This is a genomic window from Pseudoduganella flava (assembly GCF_007830495.1).
In the GTDB taxonomy this organism is placed as follows: domain Bacteria; phylum Pseudomonadota; class Gammaproteobacteria; order Burkholderiales; family Burkholderiaceae_D; genus Rugamonas; species Rugamonas flava.
Genome location: NZ_VLKW01000007.1, coordinates 289,683 through 303,973, shown reverse-complemented (window position 1 = coordinate 303,973; position 14,291 = coordinate 289,683). Strand labels below are relative to the sequence as shown.

Sequence of the window (14,291 nt, the reverse complement as noted above, 5' to 3'; positions counted from 1 at the left end):
CGTACTGCAAGTAATACCTTTCGTTGCGGCGTGCTATGCGGCGGCAGCCAGTTCCATGTCGATCGCGGTGCCGATCGCCTCGGCGAGCTGCGCCAGCCTGTCCTTCTGTTGGTCGAGCGCCGCCTTGGCCTCTTCGAAGGCGGCGATCTTCTGTTCCAGCGTATCGGTGGCGTCGTGGATGCGCTGGATCGACGCCTGCCGGTGCTTCAATTGTTCGCGGTGCTGGCGGATCTGCGCCTCGAGCGGCGCCATGATCACCTTCAGCCAGCTTTCGGCATCGGCATTGGCCGTCTTGAAGCAGCGCTTGACCTGCGAGGCGATCGTGTCGAAGAAGCGTTCCATCAGCACGACGCGGCTCGTGGTCAGCAAGGTCGTCGCGCCGAACTGCTTCTGGTAGATCGCTTCCACGTCCGAGATCTGGGCGCGGTACTTCGCCAGCGCGAACGGCGGTGGCGGCGCCAGCGCAAAGCCATGCTCCGCCGAGAACTTGCGGAACATCCCGTCCATCATGTCGCGGATCTCGACGATCTTGCGGTCCGATTCCTCCAGCTCCGCGTGCACGCTGTCGAAGAATACGCGCACGGCGTCGCGCAGGCCGGTGGAGAAGTGGCTGCGCGCCATCGCCGCCCGTACCTGCAGCACGTGGTCGCGCAGCACGTCCATGCCCAGCGTGGCGTAGAGCTCCGTCGACAGGCGCGTGAACACGGCGCGCGTGGCCTGCAGGCGGAACAGGCTGGCGTCAAATTCCTTCTTCTCCGCCTCGACGCGGCGCACCATGTGCGCGATCACGTTGTGGTTCTTGCCGCGCAGGCTTTTCAGCTCATGCAGCTGTTCGACGATGCCGCGCAGCTTCGCAGCCAGCATCGCCTGCTGCGCGCCGGACAGCGCGTGCAGGTCTTCCGTCAGCCGGCGGCGCACGATCTCGCGCTTGGCGGGAATCAGTTCGTCGAACAGCGCCTGTTCCAGCTGGGCGATGCGGCTGCGTTCGAGCAGGTCGCCGTCGCCGGTGATCTTCGCCACCAGCGCCTTGTGCGCCGAGACGGGGAACACCTGGCGGTCGTCGACGCCGAGCAGCTGCGCGGCGTGCGCCTGCTGGCGGGCGATCTCCGCATCCACCTCGGCCGGGGGGCGCAGCGGGTCCCACATGCCGTCGATCTTGTTCAGCACCACGAGCCGGCCTGCGCCGGCGCCGATGTGTTCGCGCCAGACTTCGATGTCGCTCTTCGTCACGCCCGTGTCCGCGGCCAGGATGAACAGCACCGCGTGCGCGTGGGGGATCAGGTTCAGCGTCAGTTCCGGCTCGGTGCCGATCGCATTCAGCCCGGGCGTATCGAGGATCACGAGCCCTTGCTGCAGCAGCGGGTGCGGGAAATTGATGATCGCGTGGCGCCAGCGCGAGATCTCGATCATGCCGTCGGCGCTGACGCTGGCGGCAAGGTCGGGATCTTCCGGGTCGTACAGGCCGTAGCGGCGCGCCTCGTCGACGGGCACGGCGCGGGTCTGGCTCACCTCGCGAAACGCGTCGTGCATCTCGTCGGCCGCGCCCACGTTCAGCGGCAGCACGGTCCAGGCATCCGGGTCGTCGCGGTAATCGCTGGTCGACAGGTTGCCGGCCCGCGTTTCGATGGGCAGCAGCCGGATCGACGCGGACAGCGCCGGGTCGTACAGCAGCTCGGTGGGGCACATCGTCGTGCGGCCGGCCGCCGAAGGGAGGATGCGCTGGCCGTAGTCGGCGAAGAAGATCGCGTTGATCAGTTCCGACTTCCCGCGCGAGAATTCGGCCACGAACGCAACGGACAGCTTGTCGTCCGCCAGCCGCGCCAGCGTGCGGGCGATGCGCTGCGCCGTCGCGGCATCGAGCAGGTCGGCGCTGGCTGCCTGGGCGCGGTAGTTCTGCAGCGCGGCGACGACGCCCTGGCGCCAGGCACTGTATTGTTCGAGGTCGCGCACCATGGCCGTCACCGTTGGCAATTGACGCAGTAGAACGTCGAACGCTGCCCCTGCTTGATCTGGCGGACAGGCGCCGCGCAGATGCGGCACGGCAGGCCCGCGCGGTCGTACACGAAATACGACTGCTGGAAGTAGCCGGACTGGCCGTTCACGCCGATGAAGTCGCGCAGCGTGCTGCCGCCCTGGACGATGGCCTCGGCCAGCACGTCGCGGATCGCCTGCGCCAGCTTGTCGTAGCGCGCGCGGCCGATGCGGCCGGCCGGCGTCTTCGGGTTGATCCCGGCGCGGAACAGGCTTTCGGAACAGTAGATATTGCCGACGCCGACGACGATGTCGCCCGCCAGCAGCGCGGCCTTCACGGCCACCGAGCGGCCGCGCGTCTTCCGGTACAGCAGTTCGCCGGTAAACTCCGGGCCGAGGGGCTCCACGCCCAGGCCGCGCAACAGCAGGTGCGTATCGAGTTCGCCTTCCTCCTGCGGATGCCACAGCACGGCGCCGAAGCGGCGCGGGTCCGTCAGCCGCAGCACCTGCCTGCCTTCCTTCCCTTCGACGACGAGGTCGAAGTGGTCGTGCTTCTGCGCGGGCACGCCGGGCGGCAGCACGCGCAGGTGGCCGCTCATGCCGAGGTGGATGATCAGCGTGCCATGCGCGAATTCGACCAGCAGGTACTTGCCGCGCCGGCCCGTCGCCTGCACCGTGCGGTCCGCGAGGATCTCGGGCAGGCTGGCCGGGAACGGCCAGCGCAGACCGGCGCGGCGCAGCACCACGTCGCGCACCGCGCGGCCTTCGATATGGGGCGCGACGCCGCGCCGGGTGACTTCGACTTCCGGTAATTCTGGCATAGGGCAGGAGTGGCGAAAAACGATGCCGGAAAACTATACTTCGTTACACCTGCAATCCGCGCAGGCGATGGGTTGGGCGTAGAATCAAGGTTTGACCGATCCTGGATGCATCCCTTGAAGAACGCACTCGCCATTGTAACCCTCTCGGCCCTGCTGTCCGCGTGCGCTGTTGCGCCACCAAAACAGGGGGGCGACGACGCCACCACCGCGCCGTCACCGGCGCCGGCCCCCGCGGCCCAGGAGCCGGCGGCGGAGGGATCCGGTACCGCCGGGCTGGCCGCCACGCTGCAGCATGAGGAAAAGCTGCCGGCCGTGGAGCTGACCAGCGACCTGCTGTACAAGCTGACGAAAGCCGAGCTGGATTTCAAGCGGGGCCAGTGGCAAAGCGCCTATGTGTCGATGATGGTGCTGGCCCAGCAGACCCGCGATCCGCGCCTGGCGCGCCGCTCCGCCGAAATGGCGCTGGCGGCCAAGCAGGGCAACGAGGCACTGGCGGCGATCCGCCTGTGGCGCGAGCTGGCACCCGATTCGGATGAGGCGGTGCAGTACTTCCTTGGTTTTTCGGTGTTGGGCGACGATCTGTCCGAGTCCGAGCAGGTGTTCGCGCAACGGCTGAATGGCGCGCCGCGCGAGGCGCGCGGCCTGGTGATGTTCCAGATGCAGCAATACCTGCTGCGGGCGCGCGACAAGGCCGCCGCGTTCGCGCTGATGGAGCGCGTGCTGGCGCCTTACGGCGGCATGATGGAAAGCCACCTGGTGCTGGCGCAGGGCGCCTATGCGGCCGAGGACAAGGACCGCGCGATGCGCGAGGCCAAGCGCGCCTTGGAACTGAAGCCCGATTCGGAACTGGCGGCGCTGACGATGGCACAGGTGATGGGCGACGTCGACGCGGCCGGCCAGCTGTTCGCCGGCTTCCTGAAGCAGAACCCGAACGCGCGCGAAGTGCGTTCCGCGTATGCCCGCCTGCTGGTCGAACAGAAGCGCTACGACCAGGCCAAAGGCCAGTTCCAGCTGATGCTGAAGGGTGACCCGGACAACCCGGCCACGCTGTATGCGCTCGGCATCATGTCGATGCAGTCGAACGACCCGCAGGCCGCCGAGACGTACCTGCGCCGCTTCGTCGACGTGCTGGCCAACAGCGAGGAGGGCGAGCGCGACCCGTCGAAAGGGCTGATGCTGCTGGCGCAGATCGCCGAGGAGCGCGGCGATCTCGATGGGGCGCTGGGCTGGCTGGACAAGGTCAGCGCCGACGAGCCGCGCCTGTACATGACGGCGCGCCTGAAGCGCGCGTACCTGACGGCGAAGAAGGGCGACGTGGAGCGGGCCCGCACGATGCTGCACGAGATCGCGGCCGTCGACCCGGCCGAGCAGGCCGAGGTGGTGCAGACGGAAGGCCAGCTGCTGCGCGACGCGGGCCGCGGCGCGGAAGCCTATACGCTCCTGGCCGATGCCGTGAAACGCTTCCCGGACAGCCCCGACCTGCTGTACGACTTCGCGCTGGCGGCCGAGAAGCAGGGCAAGACCGACGAGATGGAAGCCGCGCTGCGCAAGGTGATGGAGGCGGTGCCGGAAAACCATCACGCGTACAATGCGCTCGGCTATTCGCTGGCCGACCGCGGCGTGCGCCTGGACGAAGCCTACGCGCTGATCGCCAAGGCCCTTGAGATGGCGCCGGGCGATCCGTTCATCATGGACTCGATGGGCTGGGTGCAGTTCCGCATGGGCCGCCTGAAGGATGCCGCCGACACGCTGCGCCGCGCCTACACGATCCGCAACGATGCCGAGATCGCCGTCCACCTGGGCGAGGTGCTGTGGCAGTTGGGCGAGCGCGGCGAAGCCCAGAAGCTGTGGCGCGAAGCCCGCGCCAAGGACCCGAAGAACGACGCGCTGCGCGATACGCTGGCGCGCCTGAACACCAGTTTATAAGGACCGCATGACTGCAACCCGCCTGATCGCCAGCGCCGCGCTGGCCGCCGCATTCCTGTCCGGCTGCGCCACCGCGCCACGCACGCCACTGTCCACCACCGCCGTGGCGCCGTACGTCGACAAGCTCGAGCTGGCCGGCAACCTCTCCGTCAATTACGTCCGCGACGGCAAGCGCGAAACGCTGTCGGGCAAGTTCACCTGGCGCCAGGACGGCAGCCGCACCGACGTCGAGCTGGCGTCGCCGCTGGGGCAGACGATCGCGACGATCGCCGTCACGCCGGGCGAGGCGGTGCTCACGGAAGGCAACAAACCGCCGGTCAGCGCGCCGGACGTCGACGCGCTGACCGCCCGCGTGCTGGGCTGGCCCCTGCCGGTGGCCGGCCTGCGCGACTGGCTGCAGGGCTACGCGATGGCCGAGAGCGGGCAGCGCTTTGCCGCCAGCCCGGCGCGGAACCAGCTCACCACGCGCGACGGCTGGCAGCTCGAATTCGTCGCGTGGCAGGACGACGCGACGCCGCCGAAGCCGCGGCGCATCGACGCCCGCCGCGGTGCCGGCGGCGACGTGGAGAACATCGAGATCCGCATCGTCGTGCTGGAACGGACCGACCGATGAACAGCCTGACGCACTGCCCCGCGCCCGCGAAACTGAACCTGTTCCTGCACGTGACGGGCCGCCGCCCGGACGGCTACCACCTGCTGCAGACCGCGTTCGTGCTGATCGACCGGGCCGACACGCTCGACTTCACGCTGCGCGATGACGAGGCGATCCGCCGTGTCACCGACGTGCCCGGCGTGCCGGAAGAGCAGGACCTGATCGTGCGGGCGGCCCGGCTGCTGCAGCAGGAAGTGCTGCGCCGCACGGGCGCGTTGCCGCCGGGCGTGGACATCGCGATCGACAAGATCCTGCCGATGGGCGGCGGGCTGGGCGGCGGTTCATCCGATGCCGCAACGACCCTGATGGCGCTGAACCGCCTGTGGGATGCCGGGCTGACGCAGCAGGAACTGATGGACCTGGGCCTGCCGCTGGGTGCCGACATCCCGTTCTTCATCTTCGGCGAGACGGCGTTCGCGGAAGGTGTCGGCGAAGCGCTGCGGCCGGTGGCTGTGCCGGCCCGCTGGTACGTCGTCATCGAGCCCGGTGTGCAGGTGCCGACGGCCAGCATTTTCACTTCGGAACATTTGACAAGGAACACACCGCCCGTCATAATGTCGGACTTTTCCAGGCACTACGCCGATTCGCAAGATGGGCGGCAGTTTGGAAGGAACGATTTGCAACAGGTGGCCACCCGCTTGTTCCCGCCGGTAGCAGAGGCGGTAGAATGGCTGGCGGCACACGGCGATGCAAGGATGACCGGTTCGGGAGCGTGCGTGTTCTGCGCGTTTCACAGTGAACCAGAGGCCGACGCGGTATTGCAGCAGATACCGTCCATCTGGAAGGGATGGAAAGCGCGGACTCTCGAGAAACATCCGTTGCTGCGCCGTTTCGCCGGCAACTAGCGGAAAGCTAGTCGAAAGTTGCGGAGCGTAAAAAGATTTGGCGTTACGTCGTTTTGCTAGTATAATGCTCGCCATCTGACGGAACGCAGTCAGTCAAGTGTAGGGGAATCGCCAAGCTGGTTAAGGCACCGGATTTTGATTCCGGCATACCAAGGTTCGAATCCTTGTTCCCCTGCCACCAATTCCTCGGGTCTGTCGATGCGAGAGGCTCCAGACCTGAGAATAACAAAAAATGCCCCTGCCGAGCCGGGGCTTTTTTATTCCGACACCGGATTTAAGTCCGGTGGTATTTCAAGTTCAAAGCTTACCTTCCTGGGACTCCCATGGCTTATGAAAACCTGATGGTTTTTACCGGCAACGCTAATCCTGCGTTGGCAGAAGGGGTCGCGAAAAATCTCGGCATCCCCCTCGGCAAAGCGGTCGTTTCGAAATTCTCGGACGGCGAAGTAATGGTCGAAATTAACGAAAACGTCCGCGGTAAAGACGTCTTCGTGCTGCAATCGACCTGCGCGCCGACCAACGACAACCTGATGGAACTGATCCTGATGGTCGATGCCCTGAAACGCGCATCCGCCGGCCGCATCACCGCGGCCATTCCGTACTTCGGCTATGCCCGCCAGGACCGCCGTCCGCGTTCCGCCCGTGTCGCCATCTCGGCCAAGGTCGTCGCCAACATGCTGGAAGAAGCCGGCGTCGAGCGCGTCCTGATCATGGACCTGCACGCCGACCAGATCCAGGGCTTCTTCGATATCCCCGTCGACAACATCTACGCTTCTCCGATCCTGCTGGGCGACCTGCAGAAGAAGGACTACCAGGACTTGCTGGTGGTGTCCCCGGACGTGGGCGGCGTGGTGCGCGCGCGCGCGCTGGCCAAGCGCCTGAACTGCGACCTGGCGATCATCGACAAGCGCCGTCCGAAAGCCAACGTGTCGGAAGTGATGAACATCATCGGCGACGTCGAAGGCCGCAACTGCGTGATCATGGACGACATGGTCGACACGGCCGGCACGCTGGTGAAAGCCGCTGAAGTGCTGAAAGAGCGCGGCGCCAAGAAGGTCATCGCGTATTGCACGCACCCGGTGCTGTCCGGCCCGGCGATCGAGCGCATCACGAGTTCGTCGCTGGACGAGCTGGTGGTGACGGACACGATCCCGCTGTCCGAAGCCGGCAAGGCCTGCGGCAAGATCCGTCAACTGACCTGCGCACCGCTGCTGGCGGAGACGTTCAAGCGCATCATCAAGGGCGATTCCGTGATCTCCCTGTTCGTCGACTAAGCGTCAGCGAACCGCAAGCATTCCTGCGGCGCGACCGGCTTTTCTGCCGGCCGCGCCGCGTGTTTTATCCGGCAGCGTGCGAGCGGTGCCGATTTTCGAAGCTTCCTGGTCGCGGGAAGCTTCATAACGACGGGGTGAGAATCCCGGCTCTTTTTGGAGTATCAAATGAAAGTTGTTGCATTCAAACGCGAACTGCAGGGCACGGGTGCGAGCCGCCGCCTGCGTATTTCCGGCCAGACCCCTGGCATCATCTACGGCGGCACCGAAGCCCCGGTGACGATCGCCCTGGACCACAACGCGCTGTACCACGCGCTGAAGAAGGAAGCCTTCCACTCGTCGATCCTGGACATGGAAATCGACGGCCAGGTGCAGAAAGTCCTGCTGCGCGACTTCCAGATGCACGCATACAAGCAACTGGTGCTGCACGCTGACTTCCAGCGCGTCGACGCGAACCAGCCGATCCACGTGAAAGTGGCACTCCACTTCGAAAACGCCGAAGTGTCGCCGGCCGTCAAACTGCACGGCGCAACGATCAGCCACGTGGCCAACGAGATCGAAGTGTCCTGCCTGCCGGGCAAACTGCCTGAGTTCATCTCCGTCGACCTGACGAACATGGACGTCGGCACGACGCTGCACGCATCGGACCTGAAGCTGCCGGAAGGCGTGTCCATCCTGACGCACGGCACCGACCTGACGATCGCTACGGCATCCGTCCCGGCCGGCCAGGTGTCCGCCGAAGCCGCTGCCGAAGAGAAGAAGTAATCTTCGCTTCTGCGAAAGAAACCCTGCTCCGGCAGGGTTTTTTTTCGCTAATATTTCTTTGAAAATGGGGCCTGTCACCATTTTTCGAGCAACTTATTCATTCCTGCCATGACCATCCGCCTGATCGTCGGCCTCGGTAATCCCGGCGCCGAATATGAGCAAACCCGTCACAACGCCGGCTTCTGGCTGGTCGACAATCTCGCCACCGGCCCGCTGCAACGCGAGAGCCGCTTCAATGCGCTGGCGCAAAAGACCTCGATCGGTGGCAATGAGGTCTGGTTGCTGGAACCGCAGACGTACATGAACCGCTCCGGCCAGTCCGTCGGCGGCATCGCGCGCTTCTTCAAGATCAACGCCGACGAGATCCTCGTCGTCCATGACGAGCTCGACCTGCCGCCCGGCGCGGCCAAGCTGAAGAAGGGCGGCTCGTCCGGCGGGCATAACGGCTTGAAGGACATCACCGCCGCGCTCGGCACGCAGGATTACTGGCGGCTGCGCATCGGCATCGGCCACCCGCGTACCTTGAACCTGACGCAGAACGTAGCCGACTTCGTGCTGCATCGCGCGCGCCGCGAAGAGCAGTTGCTGATCGACGAAGCGATCGAGAAAAGCCTCAAGATCATCCCGCTGGCCGTCGCCGGCAAGATGCCGGAAGCGATGATGCAGCTTCACAGCAACTAATCGTTGCGTCCAATGAAACTTGTCGAGGGAAAGATAAGTTCCCCATAGGCAGCATCATGGCGCTGTCTTATACTGGCTCCGCGCATGTCGCGCTCAGCCAGACGACTCCCATGAAAATCACCGGCCATCCGATTGCACTTGCGTGGCACCAGTACCGTCATCGGATCGCCTTGGCCTGTGCGATATTGGCCGGCGGCGCGCTCGCCGGCTGGGGCGTATACGCGGTCAGCTATGAGCGCCAGCTGGTGCGCGTCGAACGGGCATCCGGGCCACGGCTCGACCGCTTCGCGACCGTATTGTTCGCGCCGCCCGCCCGCTACACGTATCTGCCGCATCTGCTGGCCAACTTCCGCACGCTGCGCGAGGCGCTGGAACAGCCGTCCGATCCGGAGCTGGTCCGCAAGGCCAACGTCTATCTGAACCGCCTGCAGCACAGCACCGGCGCGACGGCACTGTACCTGCTCGACCCGCAAGGCACGGCGATCGCATCGAGCAATTGGCAGAGCAAGGGCAGCTTCGTCGGCAAGAACTATGCGTTTCGGCCGTATTACACGCGCGCGCTGGAAGAGGGCGGTGCCCATTTCTACGCGATGGGTGTCACGTCGCGCACGCCGGGCTTCTTCCTGTCGCAGCTCGTCAAGGTGGCCGGCACGGACGAGGTCCTGGGTGTCGCCGTCGTCAAGGTCGACCTGACGATGCCGTCGATTACGGACGGCAGCGGCGAGATTCTCGTCACCGATTCCGGCGGGGTGGCGTTCCTCAGCTCGCGCAAGGATTGGCAGTATCGGCCGCTGAACGAGCTCGGTGCGCGCGAAGGCGCCAGCGTCGAGCGCACCCGCCAGTACGAAGGCGTGTTGCGCGCGCCGCTGAACCTGCATATCGAACAGCAGCTGGAAAGCGGCGCGGCAATTGTCGCGCTGGACGAGAATGGCCGCACCGACCGCTTCTTCATGGCGCGCCGCCCCGTGCCGGAGACCGACTGGCACGTGAACGTGCTGCTGCCGTTGGAAGACATCGAGACGACCGCGCTGCGCCTCGCGGTGATTACCGCCATCAGCATCGTACTGGTGGCCACGTCGCTGATGTACCTGTGGGAGTTTCGTCTGTGGTTGCGCGAGCGCGAGCGGTCCCGCACGGCGCTCGAGAACGCGCATGGCGCGCTGGCGCGCCAGCACGAGGAGCTGAAGGCGTTGTCCGAGGAATTGCGCGTGCAGTCGTTCACGGACAGCCTCACGGGCCTGTTCAACCGGCGTTACTTCATGGAGTCCGCCGAGCGCATGTTGGGCACCGCACGCCGCCATGGTGAACCGCTGGCCCTGATGGTCGTCGATGCCGATCACTTCAAGCGCATCAACGACGAGCACGGCCACCCGGCCGGCGACGAGGTGCTGCGGGTGCTGGCCCGCGTGCTGCTGGAGGAGACGCGCGACGGCGACGTGGTCGCGCGCTACGGTGGCGAGGAATTCATCGTGGCGCTGCCGCGCACGGGCGAGACGGCGGCGCTGGCCGTCGCGGAGCGGATGCGCGAGCGGATCGTGTTGCAGAAGGTGGTTGTCCCTGGCGGCACGCTCAGTGTCACGGTGTCGATCGGCGTGGCGGTCGCGCCGCGCGGTGCCGCGCACGTCGAGGAGCTGATCCGCCGCGCCGACGCGGCGCTGTACGAAGCCAAGCGCGCCGGCCGCAATCGCGTGCAGGCGGCCGACCTGCAGGATTCACTGTTGACGGGGTAACGTCACGCGGAACGTGGTGCCCTTGCCGACTTCGCTCCGCACGTCGATCGTGCCGGCGTGCTTGGTGACGATGCCGTAGGACAGCGCCAATCCCAGCCCCGTGCCCTTGCCGACCGGCTTCGTCGTGAAGAACGGGTCGAAGATGCGACCCAGGTTTTCCGGCTTGATGCCGTGCCCCGTATCCTCCACCTCGACCCACACATTCTGCTTGTCGAAGCCGGTGCGCACGGTGATGCGGCCCTTTTCCGCGATCGCGTGGCCGGCGTTCATCAACAGGTTCATGAACACCTGGTTCAGCTGCGACGGCAGGCATTCGATCTGCGGAATGCCGGCGTATTCCTTGACCACCTCGGCCTTGTATTTGAGGTCGTTGGCAACGAGGTTCAGCGTGCTGTCCAGGCCCCGTTCCAGGTTGGCCCATTGCCGGTCCGATTCGGACACGTGGGAGAAATCCTTCAGGTCCTGCACGATGTTCTTGACCCGTTCCAGGCCCTCGAGCGATTCCGAGAGCAGCGCGCCGATATCTTCACGCAGGTATTCCGCGTCGACTTCGTGCTTGAGCGCCTGCAGGCGCTCGCGTGCGTCGGCAGGCACCAGGCCTTCCAGCTCCTCGTAAGCGTCCAGCAGCTTGAGCAGGCCGCGCGAATACACCTGCAACGTGCCCATGTTCGTGTTGACGAACGCGATCGGGTTGTTGATCTCGTGCGCCACGCCGGCCGCCAGCACGCCGACGGACGCCATCTTCTCGGCCTGCAGCAACTGGTTCTGTGCCGCGCCCAGCTTGTCGATCAGCTCCTGCTGGCGTGCCTTTTCCTCTTCCAGGGTGGCGTTTGCCGTGAGCAGTTCCGCGGTGCGCTCGTCGACCCGGGCTTCGAGCTGGTCGCGCGATTCCCGCAACGCTTCTTCGGCCAGCTGGCGTTCCGTGATGTCGTTGTAACCGAACACGCGGCCGATGATGCGCTCGCCCAGGCGCTGCGGGCGCGACGTGCATTCGAACACCTTGCCGCCCTTCAGGTGGAACAGGTCGAGCGTCTCCTCCTCGGCCACCAGCTCCGTCAACCGCGCACGGCACACGTCGGCCTCCGCCACCTGGCTGCACAGCCAGTCGAGAATGCCGGCATCGTCTTCCGCGTGCAGCAGCGCCTCGGGAATGCGCCACATGCGGGAGAACTGGCGGTTCATGCTGGCGATGCGGCCGTGCCAGTCGATCACGAGGATGCCGTTGCCGGTCGATTCGAGCGTCGCCTGCAGCCGCGACAGCGTCTGCGCCAGCGCATCCTCCACCTCATGCTCGTGCTGCACGTCGCGCGCCTGCACCAGCATCAGCGCAGCATCGCCGTGCCGGATCGCGCGCACCGACTTCACGACGGTCAGCAGCTCGCCGTCGGCGCGGCGGTACTGGCCTTCCTGCGCCTCGATGTCGCCGCACTGGCCGTTCTGCACTTCTTCCCAATAGAACACGTCCTGCAGCGCACTTTCGATCTCGGTGATCGTCAGCGCCAGCAGCTCGGCCTTCGTGTAGCCGAGCAGCTGTTCGACGGCGCGGTTGACGCCGACGATGCGCAGCTGCGCCGGTTCCACCAGCATCATCATGCTGGGGCTGTGATCCAGCATCAGCTGGGCCAGGCCATTCATGCCGCACCGCCGGTCTGGCCGGGCTTGCCGGCATCGAAGTAGTAGCTGACGCGCTTGCGCGGGCTGAGGTAGTTGTAGACGGCCGGCGGCACCTGCGCCGGCCGGATCGCCTTGACGATGTTGAGCTCCGTCTCGCGTTCGAGGTTGACGATGATCGCCTCGTTCTTCGGCACGTTCGCGTCGTACACCACCAGCATCGGCTTCATCGGCTTGGCCGTGTTGACGGTGGTGACCATCCCCAGCATGCCGTTCGACAGCTGCACGATCGTGCCGGGCGGGTAGACGCCCAGGCAGCGGATGAACACCTGCAGCAGCTTCGGATCGAATTTGCCGCGGTGCTTCGCGAACATCGTCGACAGCGCTTCGTGCGGCGTCATCGCGACGGCGATGTCGGCCGGGTTGCACAACTCGTCATAGTGGTCGGCGATCGCGACGATGCGGGCCAACAGGCCGATCTCTTCGCCTTTCAGGCCACCCGGATAGCCGCTGCCGTCGAACAGCTCGTGATGCTCGCGGATCAGGGCCGTCACGGCCGGCAGGCAATGCATCTTCTGCGTGATCTCCATGCTGTGCTGCGCATGCGTCTGGAACAGGTGCAGCTCGGCCGCCGTCAGCGCGTCGTGCTTGTGGACGATCTTGTCCGGCAGGTTCTTCCAGCCCACGTCGTGCAGCAGCGCACCCATGCCGAGGGCCGCGGCGACGGGCTGCGGCAGCTTGATGTCGCGCGCCATCATCGTCGCCAGCATCGTCACGTTGAGCGAATGGCAGTACATCTCTTCGCCACCGGTGCTGTCACCCATCACCTGGATCGCCAGCTCGGGCGCGCACAGGATTGATTCGGTGATCTGGTTGACGAGGATGGACGCCTGGCGCGCGCTTTCCTCGGGCCGGGCGAACAGGTTGCGTTCGATGTCGTGGATCGCGCGCGCCGTGTCCTGGAATGCGCGCTCGACGCGGGCGGTGGATTCGCGCAGCACGCGCAGCCGCTCGACCATCGCGCGTTTCGCCTCCAGCGCGGGCGACGTTTGCGGGGAGGGCGCTGCCGCCGCCGCGGCGGCGGTTTGCCCGGCCGAAGCGGGCAGCGGCCGCACGTCCGACAGGTCCGGGTTGTAGCGCACGGTGGCGAGGCCAAGGCCGCGCAGCGTCGCCAGCTGTTCTTCCGTCTTGATCTTGAAACGGCTGAACGTGAACGGGTGCTCGAACCATTTCAGGTCGAGTTCCACGTACAGGCCCACGCACAGCTGGTCCATCGAGATCTGGGTCGTGTCGGTCATTGCATGCCGTCCTTCATGGCGAGCCGCACCAGTTCGGGCAGCGAATCGGCGCCCGTCTTTTCCATCACCTTCGCGCGATGGTTTTCGACGGTGCGCGCACTGATCCCCAGTTCCGCGGCGATCATCCGGTTGGTCATGCCGTGCACCAGCAAGCGCAATACCTCGCGCTCGCGGGGCGTCAATTCGGCCAGCCAGTCCGTTGCCGGCGCGGGCGGCGGCGCGGCACGCGAGGCAAGCGCCTCGCGCAGCACGGCACGCAGCTCGTCGTCGTTCCACGGCTTCTGGATGTAGCGGAAGATACGGACGTTATTCAGCGCATCGAGCAGCACATCGAAATCGGACGTGGCGCTCAGCATCAGCCGCACCGCTTCGGGCTGCAGCGCCTTCGCGCCGGCGAGCAGTTCGAGGCCGTTCATGCCGGGCATCCGGTAATCGGACACGACGACGTCGAACGGCACCTGCTCGCAGCGATGCAGGGCGGCCTGTGGATCGGTAAACGTTTCAATCATCGCTAGCTCGGGCGGAAAGGCGGGCCGCAGGGAGCGTTGCAGCGCCCTGAGCACGTTGACCTCGTCGTCCACCAGCAGGATCCGCGCCATTGTTTCCATCTTGTACAGCGTTGTTGTCGCTGACGATTGGAGCACGGTTCGGACTGCCGATGCAACGCTATTGGCACCAGTGTAGCCGCAAGGTTGCCCTCTGGCATGAGTAGAGATACGG

Annotated in this window: 12 protein-coding genes and 1 tRNA gene; 8 read left to right on the top strand and 5 right to left on the bottom strand. The window is 65.7% G+C overall.

Annotated features, from left to right (window positions below; translation table 11 throughout):
• Positions 1-33: 33 nt before the first annotated feature.
• A complete protein-coding gene (locus IP92_RS19210) occupies positions 34-1,953 on the bottom strand; it encodes a dynamin family protein (RefSeq protein WP_145877997.1) in 1,920 nt (639 codons plus the stop codon).
• A gap of 5 nt (positions 1,954-1,958) precedes the next feature.
• Complete coding sequence (gene mutM / locus IP92_RS19205) at positions 1,959-2,792, bottom strand: bifunctional DNA-formamidopyrimidine glycosylase/DNA-(apurinic or apyrimidinic site) lyase (protein ID WP_145877995.1); 834 nt, start codon at positions 2,790-2,792, stop codon at positions 1,959-1,961.
• A gap of 105 nt (positions 2,793-2,897) precedes the next feature.
• On the opposite strand from mutM, the gene IP92_RS19200 reads away from it, so the two are divergent.
• The 8 genes from IP92_RS19200 (at position 2,898) to IP92_RS19165 (ending at position 10,662) form a co-directional block, all read left to right on the top strand.
• Complete coding sequence (locus IP92_RS19200) at positions 2,898-4,718, top strand: tetratricopeptide repeat protein (RefSeq protein WP_145877993.1); 1,821 nt, start codon at positions 2,898-2,900, stop codon at positions 4,716-4,718.
• Between the two features lie 7 nt (positions 4,719-4,725).
• On the top strand, positions 4,726-5,331 hold the full coding sequence (locus IP92_RS19195) for an outer membrane lipoprotein LolB (protein WP_145877990.1): 606 nt from the start codon (positions 4,726-4,728) through the stop codon (positions 5,329-5,331).
• The gene (gene ispE / locus IP92_RS19190; protein ID WP_145877988.1) at positions 5,328-6,215 is read left to right on the top strand and encodes a 4-(cytidine 5'-diphospho)-2-C-methyl-D-erythritol kinase; all 888 of its coding nucleotides are present in this window, start codon (positions 5,328-5,330) and stop codon (positions 6,213-6,215) included. Before IP92_RS19195 ends, ispE begins: the two co-directional genes overlap by 4 nt.
• Before the next feature lie 101 nt (positions 6,216-6,316).
• Positions 6,317-6,393 (top strand) — tRNA-Gln (locus tag IP92_RS19185).
• Positions 6,394-6,538: 145 nt separating this feature from the next.
• The gene (locus tag IP92_RS19180) at positions 6,539-7,489 is read left to right on the top strand and encodes a ribose-phosphate pyrophosphokinase (RefSeq protein ID WP_145877986.1); all 951 of its coding nucleotides are present in this window, start codon (positions 6,539-6,541) and stop codon (positions 7,487-7,489) included.
• Between the two features lie 165 nt (positions 7,490-7,654).
• The gene (locus IP92_RS19175) at positions 7,655-8,251 is read left to right on the top strand and encodes a 50S ribosomal protein L25/general stress protein Ctc (RefSeq protein ID WP_145877984.1); all 597 of its coding nucleotides are present in this window, start codon (positions 7,655-7,657) and stop codon (positions 8,249-8,251) included.
• A gap of 108 nt (positions 8,252-8,359) precedes the next feature.
• The gene (pth, locus tag IP92_RS19170; RefSeq protein WP_145877982.1) at positions 8,360-8,932 is read left to right on the top strand and encodes an aminoacyl-tRNA hydrolase; all 573 of its coding nucleotides are present in this window, start codon (positions 8,360-8,362) and stop codon (positions 8,930-8,932) included.
• Between the two features lie 110 nt (positions 8,933-9,042).
• Entirely contained in the window at positions 9,043-10,662 is a 1,620-nt protein-coding gene (locus tag IP92_RS19165) for a sensor domain-containing diguanylate cyclase (protein WP_158206783.1), read from the top strand.
• On the opposite strand, the gene IP92_RS19160 is transcribed toward IP92_RS19165, so the two are convergent.
• From IP92_RS19160 to IP92_RS19150, 3 genes are read right to left on the bottom strand one after another with little or no spacing between them, the layout of a single operon-like run.
• A complete protein-coding gene (locus IP92_RS19160) occupies positions 10,645-12,297 on the bottom strand; it encodes a PAS domain-containing sensor histidine kinase (protein WP_145877977.1) in 1,653 nt (550 codons plus the stop codon). The genes IP92_RS19165 and IP92_RS19160 overlap by 18 nt on opposite strands.
• A complete protein-coding gene (locus IP92_RS19155; protein ID WP_145877975.1) occupies positions 12,294-13,571 on the bottom strand; it encodes a cyclic di-GMP phosphodiesterase in 1,278 nt (425 codons plus the stop codon). The genes IP92_RS19160 and IP92_RS19155 overlap by 4 nt, the downstream gene beginning before the upstream one ends.
• Positions 13,568-14,170 (bottom strand): LuxR C-terminal-related transcriptional regulator, encoded by a 603-nt coding sequence (locus IP92_RS19150; protein WP_158206784.1) that lies wholly within the window; start codon positions 14,168-14,170, stop codon positions 13,568-13,570. The genes IP92_RS19155 and IP92_RS19150 overlap by 4 nt, the downstream gene beginning before the upstream one ends.
• Between the last annotated feature and the right edge of the window lie 121 nt (positions 14,171-14,291).

Coding starts and splice junctions, on each gene's coding strand:
- IP92_RS19210 (WP_145877997.1), bottom strand. CDS start 1,953: ATGGTGCGCGACCTCGAACAATACAGTGCCTGGCGCCAGGGCGTCGTC.
- mutM (WP_145877995.1), bottom strand. CDS start 2,792: ATGCCAGAATTACCGGAAGTCGAAGTCACCCGGCGCGGCGTCGCGCCC.
- IP92_RS19200 (WP_145877993.1), top strand. CDS start 2,898: ATGCATCCCTTGAAGAACGCACTCGCCATTGTAACCCTCTCGGCCCTG.
- IP92_RS19195 (WP_145877990.1), top strand. CDS start 4,726: ATGACTGCAACCCGCCTGATCGCCAGCGCCGCGCTGGCCGCCGCATTC.
- ispE (WP_145877988.1), top strand. CDS start 5,328: ATGAACAGCCTGACGCACTGCCCCGCGCCCGCGAAACTGAACCTGTTC.
- IP92_RS19180 (WP_145877986.1), top strand. CDS start 6,539: ATGGCTTATGAAAACCTGATGGTTTTTACCGGCAACGCTAATCCTGCG.
- IP92_RS19175 (WP_145877984.1), top strand. CDS start 7,655: ATGAAAGTTGTTGCATTCAAACGCGAACTGCAGGGCACGGGTGCGAGC.
- pth (WP_145877982.1), top strand. CDS start 8,360: ATGACCATCCGCCTGATCGTCGGCCTCGGTAATCCCGGCGCCGAATAT.
- IP92_RS19165 (WP_158206783.1), top strand. CDS start 9,043: ATGAAAATCACCGGCCATCCGATTGCACTTGCGTGGCACCAGTACCGT.
- IP92_RS19160 (WP_145877977.1), bottom strand. CDS start 12,297: ATGAATGGCCTGGCCCAGCTGATGCTGGATCACAGCCCCAGCATGATG.
- IP92_RS19155 (WP_145877975.1), bottom strand. CDS start 13,571: ATGACCGACACGACCCAGATCTCGATGGACCAGCTGTGCGTGGGCCTG.
- IP92_RS19150 (WP_158206784.1), bottom strand. CDS start 14,170: ATGGCGCGGATCCTGCTGGTGGACGACGAGGTCAACGTGCTCAGGGCG.